General features: G+C 41.4%; 15 protein-coding genes. 1 reads left to right on the top strand and 14 read right to left on the bottom strand.

Annotated elements, in window-relative coordinates; translation table 11 throughout:
• Window positions 1-68 precede the first annotated feature (68 nt).
• On the top strand, window positions 69-1,997 hold the full coding sequence (gene dxs, locus HB679_RS11200; protein ID WP_214072070.1) for a 1-deoxy-D-xylulose-5-phosphate synthase: 1,929 nt from the start codon (window positions 69-71) through the stop codon (window positions 1,995-1,997).
• A 203-nt stretch (window positions 1,998-2,200) separates the two neighbouring features.
• Here the strand turns inward: dxs and HB679_RS11195 are convergent, their stop codons facing one another.
• The 14 genes from HB679_RS11195 to HB679_RS11130 all read right to left on the bottom strand — a co-directional run bounded on the left by HB679_RS11195 (window position 2,201) and on the right by HB679_RS11130 (window position 16,474).
• A complete protein-coding gene (locus HB679_RS11195; protein ID WP_214072069.1) occupies window positions 2,201-3,820 on the bottom strand; it encodes a gliding motility protein RemB in 1,620 nt (539 codons plus the stop codon).
• Window positions 3,821-3,848: 28 nt separating this feature from the next.
• Window positions 3,849-4,985, bottom strand: coding sequence for a GDP-mannose 4,6-dehydratase (gene gmd / locus HB679_RS11190; RefSeq protein WP_214072068.1), 1,137 nt, complete (start codon window positions 4,983-4,985; stop codon window positions 3,849-3,851).
• 109 nt (window positions 4,986-5,094) lie between these two features.
• Window positions 5,095-5,670, bottom strand: coding sequence for a DUF3109 family protein (locus tag HB679_RS11185; protein ID WP_214072067.1), 576 nt, complete (start codon window positions 5,668-5,670; stop codon window positions 5,095-5,097).
• Between the two features lie 5 nt (window positions 5,671-5,675).
• Window positions 5,676-6,449, bottom strand: coding sequence for a DUF3108 domain-containing protein (locus tag HB679_RS11180; RefSeq protein WP_214072066.1), 774 nt, complete (start codon window positions 6,447-6,449; stop codon window positions 5,676-5,678).
• A 36-nt stretch (window positions 6,450-6,485) separates the two neighbouring features.
• The gene (locus HB679_RS11175) at window positions 6,486-7,001 is read right to left on the bottom strand and encodes a DUF2480 family protein (RefSeq protein ID WP_214072065.1); all 516 of its coding nucleotides are present in this window, start codon (window positions 6,999-7,001) and stop codon (window positions 6,486-6,488) included.
• 73 nt (window positions 7,002-7,074) lie between these two features.
• On the bottom strand, window positions 7,075-9,189 hold the full coding sequence (locus tag HB679_RS11170) for a SurA N-terminal domain-containing protein (protein ID WP_214072064.1): 2,115 nt from the start codon (window positions 9,187-9,189) through the stop codon (window positions 7,075-7,077).
• A 103-nt stretch (window positions 9,190-9,292) separates the two neighbouring features.
• Window positions 9,293-9,874, bottom strand: a complete 582-nt coding sequence (gene lptC, locus HB679_RS11165) for an LPS export ABC transporter periplasmic protein LptC (RefSeq protein ID WP_214072063.1) — start codon at window positions 9,872-9,874, stop codon at window positions 9,293-9,295.
• A 7-nt stretch (window positions 9,875-9,881) separates the two neighbouring features.
• Window positions 9,882-11,219, bottom strand: coding sequence for a hypothetical protein (locus HB679_RS11160; RefSeq protein WP_214072062.1), 1,338 nt, complete (start codon window positions 11,217-11,219; stop codon window positions 9,882-9,884).
• Window positions 11,212-11,955, bottom strand: a complete 744-nt coding sequence (locus tag HB679_RS11155; protein WP_214072061.1) for a type III pantothenate kinase — start codon at window positions 11,953-11,955, stop codon at window positions 11,212-11,214. The genes HB679_RS11160 and HB679_RS11155 overlap by 8 nt, the downstream gene beginning before the upstream one ends.
• The gene (gene purQ, locus HB679_RS11150; protein ID WP_214072060.1) at window positions 11,955-12,647 is read right to left on the bottom strand and encodes a phosphoribosylformylglycinamidine synthase subunit PurQ; all 693 of its coding nucleotides are present in this window, start codon (window positions 12,645-12,647) and stop codon (window positions 11,955-11,957) included. The genes HB679_RS11155 and purQ overlap by 1 nt, the downstream gene beginning before the upstream one ends.
• A gap of 100 nt (window positions 12,648-12,747) precedes the next feature.
• On the bottom strand, window positions 12,748-13,734 hold the full coding sequence (locus HB679_RS11145) for a DUF6427 family protein (protein ID WP_214072059.1): 987 nt from the start codon (window positions 13,732-13,734) through the stop codon (window positions 12,748-12,750).
• A gap of 64 nt (window positions 13,735-13,798) precedes the next feature.
• Window positions 13,799-14,788 (bottom strand): glycosyltransferase family protein, encoded by a 990-nt coding sequence (locus HB679_RS11140; RefSeq protein WP_214072058.1) that lies wholly within the window; start codon window positions 14,786-14,788, stop codon window positions 13,799-13,801.
• Between the two features lie 46 nt (window positions 14,789-14,834).
• Window positions 14,835-15,689: a UDP-2,3-diacylglucosamine diphosphatase gene (locus HB679_RS11135; RefSeq protein ID WP_214072057.1), complete on the bottom strand. Its 855-nt coding sequence runs from the start codon at window positions 15,687-15,689 to the stop codon at window positions 14,835-14,837.
• Window positions 15,690-15,946: 257 nt separating this feature from the next.
• Window positions 15,947-16,474, bottom strand: a complete 528-nt coding sequence (locus HB679_RS11130) for a DinB family protein (RefSeq protein ID WP_214072056.1) — start codon at window positions 16,472-16,474, stop codon at window positions 15,947-15,949.
• Between the last annotated feature and the right edge of the window lie 12 nt (window positions 16,475-16,486).

The raw sequence follows: 16,486 nt of genomic DNA, 5'->3' as shown, positions 1-16,486 counted from the left end.
GCTAAATGTCCTTAAATTATAAATTAAACTTACTTACTTTGTAAGTTAATAGAGTTGTATAAAAATCAATGCAGGTAAAGGCCGGTGACTTATTAGAACATATAAACTATCCCTCTGATTTAAAGAAGCTTAGTGAAGATCAACTGGAACAGGTTTGCCAGGAGTTGCGTCAATATATTATTGACATAGTTTCGGTAAATGGCGGGCATTTTGCCGCCAGCCTGGGTGTGGTTGAGCTTACCGTTGCCCTGCATTATGTTTTAAACACCCCTTACGATCAGTTAGTGTGGGATGTGGGCCACCAGGCTTACGGCCATAAAATACTAACCGGCCGTCGCGATGTGTTCGATACGAATCGCATATATGGCGGCATCAGCGGGTTCCCTAAGCGTTCTGAAAGCGAATACGATACCTTTGGTGTCGGGCACTCCTCTACTTCTATTTCGGCAGCCTTGGGTATGGCCGTAGCATCGCAATACAAAGGCGAGACCGACCGCCAGCATGTTGCTGTTATTGGCGATGGCGCGATGACCGCGGGTATGGCTTTCGAAGCTTTGAACCATGCCGGTATTGAAAATTCAAATTTGCTGGTGATCCTGAATGATAACAACATGGCTATCGACCCTAACGTGGGCGCCTTGAAGGATTACCTTACCTCTATAACTACATCAAAACCATATAACCGTTTCAGAGACGATATCGCCAGTGTACTGGCCAAGATCTCGTCTATAGGCCCTGATGCGTATAACATGGTGCAGAAGATCGAGAAAAGCATTAAAGGCACGCTTCTTAAACGCAGTAACTTCTTTGAAGCTTTAAAATTCAGATATTTTGGGCCGATTGACGGGCATGATGTAAAAAACATGGTGAAGGTGTTGAACGATTTGCGCGATATACCCGGACCAAAGCTTTTGCATTGCATTACCACCAAAGGTAAAGGCTATGCCCTGGCCGAAAAGGACCAAACCAAATGGCACGCTCCCGGTTTGTTTGACAAGATAACCGGCGAGATCAAGAAAACCACTTACGAGAAACCGCAACCACCAAAATACCAGGATGTATTTGGCCATAGCATTATAGAACTGGCAGAAGCCAACCCTAAGATTATGGGTATTACGCCGGCTATGCCATCGGGCTGTTCGTTAAATTTGATGATGAAAGCCATGCCTAACCGCGCGTTTGACGTAGGTATTGCCGAGCAGCATGCCGTGACTTTTTCTGCCGGACTTGCTACGCAAGGGCTGATACCATTCTGTAATATTTACTCCAGCTTTATGCAACGGGCCTATGACCAGGTAATTCATGACGTAGCCATACAAAAACTAAACGTAGTGTTTTGCCTTGACCGTGCCGGTATTGCCGGTGCCGATGGCCCTACACACCATGGTGCGTACGACCTGGCTTTTATGCGCTGTATACCTAACATGACGGTATCTGCACCAATGAATGAGGAAGAGCTGCGTAACCTGATGTATACAGCTCAACAGGATGATATGGGTCCGTTTGTGATTCGCTATCCGCGTGGAAACGGTGTGATGGTGGATTGGCAGCGACCGTTTAAAGCTATTCCGGTTGGTAAAGGCCGTAAATTAACAGACGGTGAAGATGTGGCGATATTAACCATAGGGCATACCGGTAATCAAGCGGTAAAAGCTATTGAGAAATTAAATACCGAGGGTTACTATCCTGCTCATTACGATATGCGCTTTGTGAAACCATTAGACGAAGTGTTGCTACACGAAGTATTCAAAAAATTCGGTAAAGTAATTACGGTTGAGGATGGATGTATTGAAGGCGGCATGGGCAGCGCGATATTGGAGTTTATGGCCGATCATAATTACAATGCACAGGTTATTCGGTTAGGCATTCCAGACCGGGTAATTGAACACGGCGACCAGCCTGAGCTTTGGGCCGAATGCGGTTACGATGCAAGCGCTATTGCGGCGCAAGTGCGAGAGATTGGAGTTAAAAGCAACACGCATACTATAGCAAGCTAAATAGTAAACCATTTATTACATTTTGTCATCTCAACTGAAAGGAGAGATCTATACATTGGCAAGTAAACGGGGTTGCATGTGTATAGATTTTTTCGCTTCGCTCAAGAGAGAAGTTCTCGCTGCTGCTCGAAATGACAGTATCTTTTAAAAAGTAAGGCCGCTATTAAAATAGCGGCCTTACTTTTTAAGCTATTTAATTATAATTAATGAGTTCTATAACTTGCCAAATCGGTATAAAGTGTCTTGAATGAACTACGTAAGCCTATAGTGATCATAGATGTTTTATCCCTAAACTGATCGTTAGTTTCTAACCTATATATGCCACCTAATTCAATGCGTAAATTATATTTCGGATTAAGCACATAAGCAACTTTACCTTCCAAATACGTCATGTTAGTAGTTAGACCCTGACCAATATAATTGCCTAACTGATGCACGGGATCTTGATAAAGCTTAAATATATCTTTACCATAATTAAGGCCATTAATATCCAACCCATAGTGGCCATAATCCATCTCACCACTAAAATCAAACCGCTTATAGCTATAGTTTAGCAATCCAACCAATTCTTTAAAGTTGGCCCCAAACGGATGCGCAAGCGGCTCGCCTTCTTCGCTGTAATTTTTTATTTCTAATGTTTCAGAGTAAGTATATGGCGTAGCACCGTTATACTCGGCCAGGTAATTTAAGTTCTTCACGTTAAACAGATTGGCCCCTTTAAAGCCAAACTGCCAGCTATATTTATTTCTAAAACTTCCTTCTCCTGCAAAGAAATCCTTAGAATTAAATTCATCCAGTACAAATTGGCCATAAGCGGTTATGCCATCTGTAATTTTATATTTTCCGGTAAAACCTATTAAAGCATTATCTGGCGAGCCGTCTGATGCCTCAATCGGGCGCAAAAATATAACCGGGTTTAAATAAGCAGGATCTAAACCACGATGTACATTGGTAGCCGAGTCGCGATCGGCAGCAATAACCGCATCAAAAAAGCCTAATGACACACGTTTACTCACGTTCCAATCCAGGTAATGAAATATACCCCATTTACGATTATAGCCATTGTTGTAGTTCAGCTCAGGCGATGCAGGATCTGTCATATAGGCCCACATAACCATGTACCTAACATTACCCAAATTAGCCGTTAACTTTAAGAAAGGATAATTAGAGGCAAAGTCTGATAGCAACATAGAGCGATAGCCATCACCTATAAACGTTTTATCATGGCCCAGGGTAACGTTAAGATATTTAACAGGCGTGTAGGATACCAGGGCGCTTACGTCTGACCAATCTTTTGTGTTTTTGCCATAGCTACGATCATAAGCCTTACCAGGCACAATACCCACCTGGTTGATATAAGTGGTTAAATACTCAGGAAATACGGCCTGATTTTCTGAACCGCTTGAATAGAAATAGAAGTTCTTACCTATAGTACCACCCAACTGATAGGCACGGGTATTCATCCAGGTATTTTTATGGCCCGAAAAGTCTTTACCAATATCCAGATCAGGCATAAAATCAGCAAAGAAGGTATAGTCTCGTTCTTTAACGTCAAACAAATGCTCATTAAAAAGTTTACGGTAAACCCAACCATGATGCTTGCTGGTATCAACGCCATAATTCATCAATGAATCATACTTGCGCTGCAATGTACTATCAATTATGAAAGGCTTTAAAGAAGTATGAATACGGGTTTTGGTAGAGTACAGATCTTCGTCAAATTTTTGATAGAACTGATATGAATAAGGTTGGTATTGACCTTGCGCCATACCAACCTTAACAAATATTAACAGCAATACTACACTGCTTAAGATCTTTTTCATGTAAATAGATTTAGTAACGAATATCCGGCTATTCGAAATAATTCATGGTTTTAAAACCACCCTTTTTCAAATAATCATCTTTCTTAACCAAGTGTAAATCTGATTCCATCATATCCTTAACCAAGCCGGCTAAATCATATTTAGGTTTCCAGTTTAACTGTGTTTGTGCTTTAGTTGGATCACCAATTAACAGATCAACTTCTGTTGGTCTAAAGTATTTGGAATCAACCTTAACCACAGTTTGTCCTAACTTCAACAGGTCTGGATCTAAGTTTAACTCTTTAGCTCTGTCTTTGTCAATATCAATTACCACACCACGTTCGTTCTCGTCTTTTCCGCTAAATTCAAGTGTTATACCCAATTCGCCAAAAGCCATTTTAACAAATTCTCTAACTGTTGTAGTTACGCCGGTAGCAATTACATAGTCTTCGGCTACATCTTGTTGCAACAGCAACCACATCGCTTCAACGTAATCTTTAGCATGGCCCCAATCGCGTTGTGCAGAAAGATTACCTAAGTAAAGACAGCTCTGCAAGCCCAGGGCAATTTTTGAAGCTGCACGTGTAATTTTACGGGTAACAAAAGTTTCCCCGCGGATAGGGCTCTCATGGTTAAACAATATACCGTTGCAGGCATAGATATCATAAGCTTCGCGATAGTTAACAATTATCCAGTAGCCATATAATTTAGCAACCGCGTAAGGCGAGCGTGGATAAAACGGTGTTGTTTCGCTTTGCGGAACTGCTTGTACCAAACCATATAACTCCGAAGTAGATGCCTGGTAAATACGGGTTTTTTTGGTAAGTCCTAACAACCTTACTGCTTCTAATATGCGCAGCGTACCTATGCCATCGGCATTTGCGGTATATTCCGGTGTTTCAAAACTCACCTGCACGTGCGACATGGCACCCAGGTTATAAATTTCGTCAGGCTGAATTTCCTGTATCAATCTTGCCAGGTTGGTCGAGTCGGTTAAATCGCCGTAGTGCAATTTAAATTTAACATTGGGTTCATGCGGATCATGGTATAAGTGATCTATACGGTCTGTATTAAACGACGACGATCTTCTTTTTACGCCATGTACGTAATAACCTTTTTTAAGCAAAAATTCTGCGAGGTAAGCACCATCCTGACCGGTGATGCCCGTGATTAAAGCTACTTTCATTAAAATTTATTAAGTATGTTGCAATGATACAATTTTATTGCAAAACTAATTAGTTATTGATTTAAGTTAAGCGTTAATACGTAAGATTGTTTACAAAAGATTGGAATATTTAAAACTTCTGATCGTAAACCGACACAGCCTCTTCTAACTCGTTATACCACTCCTGACCATATTTTCTGGTTAGCGGGCCTTTCAAAAACTCATGAACGCGCACTTTAAGTTCATCGCCAAAGCTGCATGCCGGGCTGCATATGCTCCATCGATCATAATGCAACACATCAAACTCCGGGTACGCGGTTATCCTGATAGGATACAAATGGCAAGAGATAGGTTTTTTCCAATCTATCACCCCGTCTTCGTACGCTTTTTCAATAGCACATTTGGTTATGCCCCCCTCCCAAATCACATAGGCGCATTCCTTGTTCATGTCTACACAAGGAGTAGTATAGTCGCCTTCAAAATCGGTTGTTGAGGTACCAACCTCTTCAACGGCGGCAATACCTTTGGCGGTCATGTAGGGTTTTACCTTGGGGTAAATCTCATCCAGGATATGCAGCTCATCATGATTCAAAGGCGCACCCGAGTCGCCCTCTAAACAGCAAGCGCCCTTGCATTTGGTTAAATTGCACACAAAGTTCTCTCTTACTACATCTTCATGTACCAAAACACTGCCAACCTCTATCATTGTAATTATTTTATTGGATTAAGCGGATATTTAAGCCCTTTGGCAGCGGTTAAATCCATAGTTACACTACCAATGATCAATCCGACGTTTGCCTTCACAGGTATCCTGTTATTATCATCTGTTATCCACAAGTACAGCTTACTGTCTTTTTTAAAGATCCGTCCGGCTATAATTGTAGGGTTAAATTTAAGACAATTAAACTTACCGATTGCGCTGCTTACAATTTCTTTGCCCGCGTAGGTTATACTCAATGTATAAACTCCGTCATCTAAAAAATAGGGCAGCTCAAACTTATCGCCTATTTTTATTTTAGAGATATCAAGCCCGCGCGCAAAATAATAGGCCGATACAAAATCGAAGGTCTTCCCTTTAGTTGCAAATGTCCCTTTATTGGCTATGATTTTATTGCCGGCCTGGTCATATTTTACTTTGTCGGTATGTTTCCAGCTGCCTTCTTTCCGGGTTTCGGTATATAAGTATGGCAGTAAAGTTTTTTGGTCGACAATGCTTTCGTAGCGGTTGCGCACCTTATAAAAAAAATCAAAACTGCCTGCGGTATTACCATCAGCAATAATATGATAGGTAGCATGGCCGTCTATTGCTTCGCCGTCCTCAACCTTTAAGTGCCCCTCGGCTCCTGTAAAGATTCCATATTTAAACTTATACGTCAACTCCTCGCCGGCTTTAAACACGGCTTCGTTAACATCTTTCAGTTCCTGGCCAAAAGACATGGTGCAGCATAAAGCCAGCAACAATAAGAGTAAAAAATACTTCTTCATTTAAAGGTTTTTACAAAAAGCAATCTAACCAAATTGTTAGTCTTTTCGTTTATAAATTGGTACGGTTGAGCAAGGCTCACCAAACATAAGGCTTTTTACCACCGGTGTCAATTTTTTCCCCAGCTCTACATAAGCCGATACCGGCACGTCTATGTCTCCGCAGCCCTTAATTACCAGCCTTTGGTCGCGATATTGCTCTACATCAAGCTTAGTTAGCTCTTTGGTAAACAAAACAGTTTCCAGCGTCTCTAAATCGCCAAAAACAACCTCTTTAGCATATGGTGCCATCCTATTAGCCAAAAGCAGGTAAGCCCAGGCTGGTACAATTGCGTCGGCGGTGCAGGTAAGCGCTACGCATTTATCCTGGTATTGTGCCCAATCATGTTCTTTGACAAAATCGCGCAGTTCTTTCTCGCGCAATATCAGGCCATGAAAAAGGTTGTCTTTAATATCGTAAACCACACGTTCGCCGGGTGTATAAAAATCTGCAGGGTCTAAGGTTACCAGCCCGCTTTGGGCTACCTTATTCACAAAATTTTCTTGTATCTCCATTTTGCTTAAAATAAAAATCCGGGATAACGAAGTATAAACGTTATCCCGGATACAAAATTACTTTAAATATTGACTACAGCACCTTAGCTCTGTTATCTTTTACATTGTCCTTATCTTTCAAGGCTTCAAACAGCTGCCCTTCGGCGCGTTGTAACAGCGCACCAGCTAGTTGTTCTTTCTCTCTTACAGCATTAGTAAGCGGCGCCGGGTTTATAAAACTGTTAGCTACCAGCACATAAACACCTTGCTGACCAATAATTGGTTTTGATATTTTGTTAACCGGCAAGCCAAATACAGTACCGATAGGTTTGTATTCTGCAGACGAGCCAGGGATAACCGGATTAGCAAACACTATATTCTGTACCGGGGTAACTTTGGCACCCGCCTTCTGCGCAATTTGCTCAATTGACGATGAGCCATTAGTAGCAGCTGCGAATTTATCGCTCAGCATTTTGCCTTTTACCTGCTTGATAACTTCGGGTTTAATTTTATCCTTAACCACGTCAAGCGATAAAATGCCTTTTGGTTTAATTGCAGTTACGTGTGCAACAACATATTGATCGTCAACAGTGAATACCTGATCGGCAACTTCGCCCTTGTCAGCTTTAAACACCCATCTTACCAGGTCGCGGGCATCAATAAGGCCCGGAAGGCTTGAAGCAATACCGGTAATGTCATCAGCTTTTTGAGTTTTAAAACCCTCTTTAGTGGCCTCAGCATCAAAATTGTCTTTATTAACAGATGCCAGGAAAGTTTGAGCTTTACTGTAAGCAACAGATTGTGTAGCGCTGCTGGCAGTTAACGGTTTATCAACAGTGGCAACTTTTACAATTTTTGACGATCCTTTTTGATCTTCAATTTCAATAAGGTGTACACCAAATTGAGTGGTTACAATTTTCAGGTCGCCTTTTTTACCTTCAAATACTGCATTGTCAAATGGGGCAACCATTGCACCACGGCCAAAAGTACCCAGCTCACCGCCTTTTACAGCAGATGCTTTATCAACAGAGAACATTGGTGCTAAAGCTGCAAACGTGCTCTTGCCGCTTTGGATGATTTTTTTCAATGAATCTGCTTTTGCAAGGGCCTGCTGTATGCCGCCTGTTCCGGTAGGAGCAATCAGTATGTGTCTGGCTTTTACAGAGTCAGGGCTCATGCGTGTTTCAACCAATTTAGCTAATTTATAGCTACCGTTTGACAGGTAAGGACCGTAGATGAATCCCGGATTTTGTTTAAGCATTAAGCTGTCAATCCTTGGATCAAGCTCGCCTTTATGCTGCCAGGTTAACGGCGCTTTTGTTTCTGAATTGATCTGCACAAACAATGAATCGTCTTTTGAAGCGATAAAATCAGGAAGCAGTTTTGTTAACTGATCTTTCACTACTGCCGAATCGGCTTTCGATGGCGCAGCGTTAAAGCTAACATAACCGATAGTTCTTAATTCCTGCGGATTTTTAAATTCATTTTTATGCTCGTCATAATAGCTGCTATAATCGGCATCCGTTAAAGACACCTTGCTATCAGGAATAGAAGCATATTCTAACAAAGCATATTTAAAGTTAGCCAGTCTGTTTTTAGCATCGTAGTTATCTTTAGCATCAAGCGAGTTAACGTAAACACCATTGGCAATTAAAGCCATGTATTTTTCGGCTCTTTTAGCGTCAATAATATCGGTAATAAAATCTACCCATCTTGCTTTCTGCGGATCATCATCTCTCAAGCTTTTCACAGCATTTTGAGCATTTATTACTGATGACGGGTCAAATTTTCCGGTTTGCGGATTGGTAAATACCTGCATTACACGCTGGTTTGGCGTTGGGCCGGTAAGCATGTCCTGCGTTTCATTACCACCTACGGTAATGCCTAGCCTGTCAACTTCTTTGGCAAATATTGCTTTACTTACAAACTGGTTCCAGGTATTGTCCTGCACATAACTTGTAATTTGAGCAGTAACATGGCCTTGGCCAGACTGCTGTTTAAACTGTGCCAAATTTTGTTCGACACTCGCATTAAACTTATCCAGCGGGATTTTTTCGTCCCCTACAGAACCCACTTCGTTATTATCACCTTTAAAAAACGACCCGCCGCTCTTTACTGCTTCTGTGGCAATAAATGCAAATAGCGAAAGCCCAATCACACCTGCGACAATTTTACCCATCCGGTCGCGCAGATAACCCATTACAGCCATAAACTTATTATTCTATGTTATTTTATTTATAATATACCCTTAAAAAGAGGGCGCAAGATACAACTTTTAGTAAAATTTTAACATACAATTTTTTACGTTAAAATTACTTTGCACCTGGCATATCTTTAACGTTAAAACTGCCGGTAGCCTGTGTCATCTGGGGGTTCAGTAATTTATCATCACTGGTAAAGTTGACGCCATTTAGGATATCGCCGGTGGCCGACACCAATTGTACGGGTTTGGTGGAGTACATGGATTTTTTAAGCTTATCCCATATCAACTCTTCAGATTTAAAAGTCTCATTTTTTGCTGTAGTATAAACTACGTGATGATAAAACTCTATCTTCTGGTCTACATCATGATAAACCGCAGAGTCGGCAACAATGTTACCGTCTTCCCTTGCATATACATCGTAAAAAATAACCTTAACCCCTTTTGGCATGATATAATATGGGGCAGCAACATTGAAGTGGATCATCATCGGGGTAATCATCTTACCCTTAACAATGGCCGAATCGCTGTAGATCACCTCGACACCTTTTGTGGTGTCGTACGGCTGGCTTGTAAATTTAGATGATATCTCCTTGATCTTTTTGAGATCGTTTTCGCACGCTCCCAATAACAGCATGCTTAAAAGCAACACCGGCAAAATAAGGGACGATACCTGCTTTAACCGACTATGCATTATTCAATTAATCAAATTTATAACGCTGGAACCACTTATCGTTAAGTGTAAAACCTAATCTAAAGTTTACAAAATTTTCTTTCACAAGGCCATTAGCTATTGTTCCGCGTTGCCCAACCTCGGCGGCTAAGTTTATTTTGTAATAGCTTGTGTTACCCCCTTTTAGCGGTATACCTACACCAAAGTTCAAAGATTTTGACTTGATATTTGTAAACCCGTCGCCGTTGGCATTAGGTACGTTGTAGTAGGTTTTATCCAGCATAACGCCTAAACGGTAATCTAATGTAGCCAGCCAATTGTGCAAGGCATTAAAGTTAGGTGTGTATTGGCCCCCAATATTAAAGGTACTGCTATTGGCCATGCCTGGGTTAGTACCGTCTATCCGTAAATCTGCCCATTTGCCCATGCTGTAATCTGCACCAACTAAAAACTTCAGATCCTGCTGATATGAAATACCAAAATGCTGGATATTAGGCAGCTTTATTTTTGAGGTATTATTTGTCTGATTGATAATTGAATCTAACGCAACATTGCGGTTACCATTGGCATCAAAAGTATACTGACTAACTATGTAACTGCTTTTTGAATTAAGCTGTGAACTGGCCGAGCCAGAATAACCGAAAGTAAGGTGACGCGAAAGCGACAAGTCATAAATATACTGGAAACCGTAGTCATAGCTTACGCCACCAATAGCGTCGCTTTGCTCAATAGAAGTGTTTAAATTATTACCTAACGTAGGTATTTCAAGCTGTTGCAGGTGTTTAATATTACCAAAAATGTAAGAAATGTTTGCGCCGAACAGGAAGTTACGTGCTATTGAAAAACCATAACCTAAATAAGCTTTGGTTAAACCGCCCTCGCCACTGTAAATATAATTGGTAACGTTAGTATCTAGCGATGAACCTGTGCCGTAACCCTTTACAGACTTGGTGTAGTTATAACCTACCTGGCTATAAGGCATCAAACCAAAACTAAATGCACTGGTGCTACCAATTGGTATTGCAAATGCAAGGTGACTCAATCTAAAATCAGAGTTTTTTTGCGAACTCTGACCGGCTTGGCTTAACGATACTTTGTCGCCGTACAAACCTGCATCGATCGTAGTAAAACTTACCGTTGCGTATGATGCCGGGTTTTGCGGGTTAATGCTCATAAACCGGTTAATGGTATTTACACCGGTTGAAATGCCACCCATTGATTGGTTTTGCGGCAATATCATTGGAGTAAGCTGACCAAGGCCGTATTGCGAGTAAGGCGAGCTTGTAGTAGCCGTTGATTGAGCGTTGGCCTGAAATACAATGGCGGCAAGTAAAAATGTTATAAAGAGCTTGGTATAGTTAGTCATTATGCTTTTGTGTAGCTGCGTTTAATCCTTTAAGAACCAGGTATGGTTCATTTTTTATATAGGGGGCAAAGATGCTATTTTTTAATAGGGTATCAAAAAAAATACTGTCGCCTCCGGTTAGTATAATATTTAGTTGTTGTTGATTGCCGGCATAACTGTTAATAAAGCCGAGCAGTTCAAATTTAATTCCGTTTTGCACGCCCGATCTGATGGCAGTTTCGGTATCATTACCAGTGTTACTGTCAAAATCGTCATCCTGCTTAACCACAGGCAGTGCCGATGTGTAATAGTTAAGTGCATTATAACGCATATTTAATCCCGGCGATATGCTGCCGCCAAAATAATTACCATCAGCATCTACCCAATCATAAGTAATGCATGTGCCGCCATCAATTACCAGGTTATTTACGCCAGGGTATAGGTGATGTGCGCCTACCACGGCCGCGAGCCTGTCAAGCCCTAAAGTTTGCGGCGTACGGTAATGGTTATTAATGCCTGTTATCATTTCGGCATTAAACTCAATTACCGGCACTTTTCCTTTTAGCTGTGGCTCCCATTCCTGGCTTTCTTTTTTTACCGATGATATGATCGCCTTATCAACGTTGTACTTTGTTAAAAAAGTATAGATTAATGCCGCGTCAAGCGTTTTAAAATGATCAGTATAAACCAGTTCGTCCTGCTCAAATATGGCTGTCTTTGTAAAAGTATTTCCTATATCGACAACCAGAACAGGCATTAGGCCTTAACCATTGACAGGATAGACTCAAAAATTGCCAGCCCATCCTCATTTGCCAGTATTGAGTCGGCAGCACGCTCAGGGTGCGGCATAAAGCCAAATACGTTACGGCCAAGATTAGTGATACCTGCTATGTTTTCTAATGATCCGTTTGGATTGGCATCGGCTGTTATGTTACCAGCCTCATCGCAATAACGGAACAAGATCTGATCGTTATCTTTTAATGATTGCAATACCCCGGCATCGGCAAAGTAGTTACCCTCTCCATGTGCCACCGGGATTTTAAGTGCACGCTCCGGGTTAATATGAGCAGTAATTAATGCGTTTGAAGTTTGCGGCTTCATGTAAATATTGCGACAAATAAACTTACGATGATTGTTATGCAATAAAGCGCCTGGTAATAAACCAGCCTCTGTCAATATCTGGAATCCGTTACAGATACCCATTACATAGCCACCATTATTTGCAAACTGAATAACCTGCTGCATGATAGGTGAAAAGCGGGCAATAGCGCCAGAGCGCAAATAATCGCCGAAAGAAAAGCCACCGGGCAGGATAATGAATTCGGTACCTTGAAGGTCATGATCTTTATGCCAAAGTCTTACAACTTCTTGACCCATTATTTTTTCTAATACATGGATGATATCCTCATCGCAATTAGACCCGGGAAATATTACAACTCCAAATTTCATTAGCTATATGTTTTTGTTTTTCATGCGGCTATACAAAAGCCACAGAAATTTTCATGCTACAAATCTAATATAACAGCCGAAATTTGAACGAATGTAAAAGTTAAAAATTGTTAAACTGAAAATACACTATACTTACCAGCAGTATTAAAAACAAACTTTCATAAAACCAACGGGCGCTGGCATACAGAAAATAGTAGGCAAAAAATATACTGAGGGGGATTACACACAGTAAAAAATGCGTTAATGAAAATTGCGCCTTTACATAAAATGATAAGCCGGCAATCAAAAAAGTGACAAACAATAACTGGAATGATTTGCGAATTTGCACATAGCTTCTAAAAAACACCTGCTGTATACGCACTATCCCAAAAGCAAAAATTACAATAACGGGCACCAACACCAGGTAATTATAGGTGTTAATGCTTACATGCGTGGGGAACTTGGTTGCCAGCGGTGTCCAGATATCGGCAAAAGCCGGCAACTTGTTACGCAGATAATAAATAACCGCCAGAAAGAAAAATATAGTAGCATAACCCATTATACCAATAATCCATTCGCGCCAGTTGAAAGGTCTGAATAACACCAATGCAGCCCAGATAGTTAAAAACAAGTAAATGAATGGGAAATAAATGAGCGACCCAATGGCTACGATCATCCCCAGATCATAAGTAATGGATTTGGCATCGTCGCCCTTATACAAATCAAACAGTTTGTAAAACATCCATATCAGCAAAAAATTACAGATAAGTGGTGGGCTCAGTGTTAGGAATGGTGTAAATAACGCTGAGAGTACTATGTACATTAGCGCCGGTAAAAAGCTTGGCCTGCCTAACAAACCATATTGGTTGGCTAATCTATTAACCAATAATGCCTGTATAAAAACCAGCACCGCCGCCAAAAACACGTTAACTAAGGCCGGGAAAGCATAATGATAAGCATCTGGCGCCAGTAAACGTGCAAAAGGCTCGAGATAGGTAAATTCTACATGGGCGGGGGCGTTATAAACATACCCGGCCCGCAATAAAAACAATAAAATGCCCAGCCATATAATATTAATGGGGTTATAAGATCTGAACACGTTTATCATGACTGCAATATTAGCAGAAAAAGAGGGGATGTTAAAATCTTTTGCATCGCGTCATTGCGAGGTACTACCGCGCGTACCGCTTCACCATATCATCTATAACAGCCGCAGTTTCATCGGGGAAATCTACCCATACCCTGTCTTCGCCCTTGATCCAGTTGTTTACACGCTGTACAAAGCTTTCGTCAATATGTTGTAGTACCGGCACGCCTAACCGCGATGCGGCAAGTGCATTACATTGCTGTTCGTACTGGCCAAACATCGGTATCATCATTACTTTCTTTTGCAGAAAGAGCGCTTCGGCAGGGCCTTCGAAACCACCGCCCGTCAGTAAGCCGTCACAGCTAGCCAGGCTCATGTTAAAGCCTTCATTATTTACCGGTATTACCTGCACATTACCATCAGTATAACCCGTTTTTTGGCGCTTGGAGAAGATGTGCCAATCTACATCTGTTTGTTTCAATAATTCGGTCAGCTTCTTATCGTCGTATGCCGGTAGATATACCGTATAGTGCCCCAGGTTAGTAGTTTGCAAATTGCGAATCTCGCTGCGGATAACCGGCGTGTGGATAAAATCGGCATATCGCTCAAAATGAAAACCGACATGATGTGTAGTGGGCGAATAATTATTCAACAACCATGCGCCATAATTGAATAAACCTGCCTTTGGCCGCGGTGTATTAGGCGATACAAAAGAGCATTGATGACTTAACGACACTGAAGGCACGCGCTGTAATTTGCAGGCCCAGGCACTAACAGGCTCAAAGTCATTAATAATCAGGTCATAATCTTTTAGCGGCAGGCTGTGCATGTCACGCCACATTTGGGGCAGATTCATAATCTTATAAGTGGCCCATTTGTCTACCCCGCCTTTGGTGCCAAATACAAAACTCACCCCGTGAAATTTGTATTTGATAGGCTGCGCCAGGGTCACCTCGGCTTCGGTGCCGCTTACCAGCAGGTCGAGTTCGCCGTATTTTTGTAACAACGGAATGATCTCGCGTGCACGGCTAATGTGCCCGTTGCCGGTTCCTTGTATGGCGTATAATATCTTCATGCTAAACTGCCGACCAATTTAATAAAGATAAACGCACGGGCGAAATTTAAGATTGTTCCTGCCTAAATCTTTCCAGCAACAAATTCACATCCAATTTAGCATCAAGATCTTCGGCATCGGTTTGGTCATCATCCTCAACTTCCTTTTTAAAATCTTCTGGCTTATATTTAAAGATATTCCAGTTGCCTTCATTGTACTCTAGCGCGGTTAGGCTCTCTACCCAGTCGCCACTATTTAGATACAATACTTTGCCGGGGTTATCGGTAGCGGTAATCTCCCTGATTTCTGCCTGATGAATATGGCCGCAGATAACGTATTGGTATTGTTTGTCTACGGCCAAATCGGCAGCCGTTTGCTCAAATTGATTAATGAACTTTACAGCATCTTTAAATTTAGCTTTGACCTTTTGCGAGAAACTCATTTTTTCGCGCCCAAATGCGGTTAGCAACCGGTTAGTCAGGCTGTTTAAAATTATTAAGGTATCATACCCAATGGCCCCTAGTTTAGCAAGCCATTTAGAGTGCTGCATGGTAACGTCAAATACGTCGCCATGAAATATCCAAGCTTTGTTACCGTCGATATTAAGCACTACTTTGTTCATCAGTTTAAATGAACCTAAGTCAAAATCGGCAAACTTACGTAGCATTTCGTCATGATTACCGGTTAGGTAATAAACCGGGATGCCCTCGGTAATAAACTTCATAATGCGGCGTACCACCTTCATATGCGCCTCTGGCCAATACGATTTACTGAATTGCCAGATATCAATAATGTCGCCATTTAGGATCAACATTTTAGGTTTGATACTTTTTAAATATTTAAGCAGCTCTTTGGCATGACAGCCATAGGTACCCAAATGCACATCGGAAATAATTACGATATCAACTTCGCGTTTTGCCATGAAAGTTTTGGGGGACAATAATCTGGCCGGTATTTTTTACCGGAAAATTTATTTGGTATTTTAGAGATGATGCGATTATTCCTCGCTCTCCTCTTCATCAACGGTAAGTTCGTATGGGCTTATGTAAAATACCCCTACCATGATAAGAAGAAGTATTACAACCATATATGCGTACTCAAAATGCATAACCTAATTTTTAACAAAGATCTGAAACCCAGATTATTTTAACATTAAGACGCTGTTAAATGTAAAAGGTTTCATCTGGTATTAAATTTATTTTTTATACGGTTAATTTGTTTGAGATGATGTGTTAAATGAACCAACGCAAACTTGAACCACTGCTTGCCGTTGAGCATGCCCAGAATGGAATGGCTGATCTTATGGATACCGGTTTCTTCAGCAAGTCGCGGAGCGATAGTGTCTATACGATGCCGGCATTTGATGATGAGATTGCGGGCATCTTCCATACTGATTTTGGATATAGTCATTTTAGAGGCCACAGCTGCAGGAGTTTTTACTTTGATTGGAAATCGCCTAAAAAATAAAACAAAACGCCCCATCCAGCTCAAGCCTTTGCGGCTGGTATCGCACGTACCGTTTATACAACGCTCAACAGCTATGGAAGCACCTAAGGTAGACTGTAAAACATGCGAGTAAATTTCAGCTATGGACCAGCCACCTTGTTCGGGAGTTTCGGCAAATTGCTCATCACTAACCTCATCCAACAGATCGCGATAGGTATCCAGGGCTTCTTCTATGGCTTTACGTTCGGCGGCTATATTCACAGTTGCTATTTG

This window comes from Mucilaginibacter sp. dw_454, assembly GCF_018449775.1.
Taxonomy (GTDB): Bacteria; Bacteroidota; Bacteroidia; order Sphingobacteriales; family Sphingobacteriaceae; genus Mucilaginibacter.
Note: the sequence above shows the minus strand (reverse complement) of the source record. Positions and strands in the feature narration are given on the sequence as shown.

Excerpts from the sequence above, each read along its gene's own strand:
- dxs (WP_214072070.1), top strand. The coding sequence starts at position 69 with ATGCAGGTAAAGGCCGGTGACTTATTAGAACATATAAACTATCCCTCT.
- HB679_RS11195 (WP_214072069.1), bottom strand. The coding sequence starts at position 3,820 with ATGAAAAAGATCTTAAGCAGTGTAGTATTGCTGTTAATATTTGTTAAG.
- gmd (WP_214072068.1), bottom strand. The coding sequence starts at position 4,985 with ATGAAAGTAGCTTTAATCACGGGCATCACCGGTCAGGATGGTGCTTAC.
- HB679_RS11185 (WP_214072067.1), bottom strand. The coding sequence starts at position 5,670 with ATGATAGAGGTTGGCAGTGTTTTGGTACATGAAGATGTAGTAAGAGAG.
- HB679_RS11180 (WP_214072066.1), bottom strand. The coding sequence starts at position 6,449 with ATGAAGAAGTATTTTTTACTCTTATTGTTGCTGGCTTTATGCTGCACC.
- HB679_RS11175 (WP_214072065.1), bottom strand. The coding sequence starts at position 7,001 with ATGGAGATACAAGAAAATTTTGTGAATAAGGTAGCCCAAAGCGGGCTG.
- HB679_RS11170 (WP_214072064.1), bottom strand. The coding sequence starts at position 9,189 with ATGGCTGTAATGGGTTATCTGCGCGACCGGATGGGTAAAATTGTCGCA.
- lptC (WP_214072063.1), bottom strand. The coding sequence starts at position 9,874 with ATGCATAGTCGGTTAAAGCAGGTATCGTCCCTTATTTTGCCGGTGTTG.
- HB679_RS11160 (WP_214072062.1), bottom strand. The coding sequence starts at position 11,219 with ATGACTAACTATACCAAGCTCTTTATAACATTTTTACTTGCCGCCATT.
- HB679_RS11155 (WP_214072061.1), bottom strand. The coding sequence starts at position 11,955 with ATGCCTGTTCTGGTTGTCGATATAGGAAATACTTTTACAAAGACAGCC.
- purQ (WP_214072060.1), bottom strand. The coding sequence starts at position 12,647 with ATGAAATTTGGAGTTGTAATATTTCCCGGGTCTAATTGCGATGAGGAT.
- HB679_RS11145 (WP_214072059.1), bottom strand. The coding sequence starts at position 13,734 with ATGATAAACGTGTTCAGATCTTATAACCCCATTAATATTATATGGCTG.
- HB679_RS11140 (WP_214072058.1), bottom strand. The coding sequence starts at position 14,788 with ATGAAGATATTATACGCCATACAAGGAACCGGCAACGGGCACATTAGC.
- HB679_RS11135 (WP_214072057.1), bottom strand. The coding sequence starts at position 15,689 with ATGGCAAAACGCGAAGTTGATATCGTAATTATTTCCGATGTGCATTTG.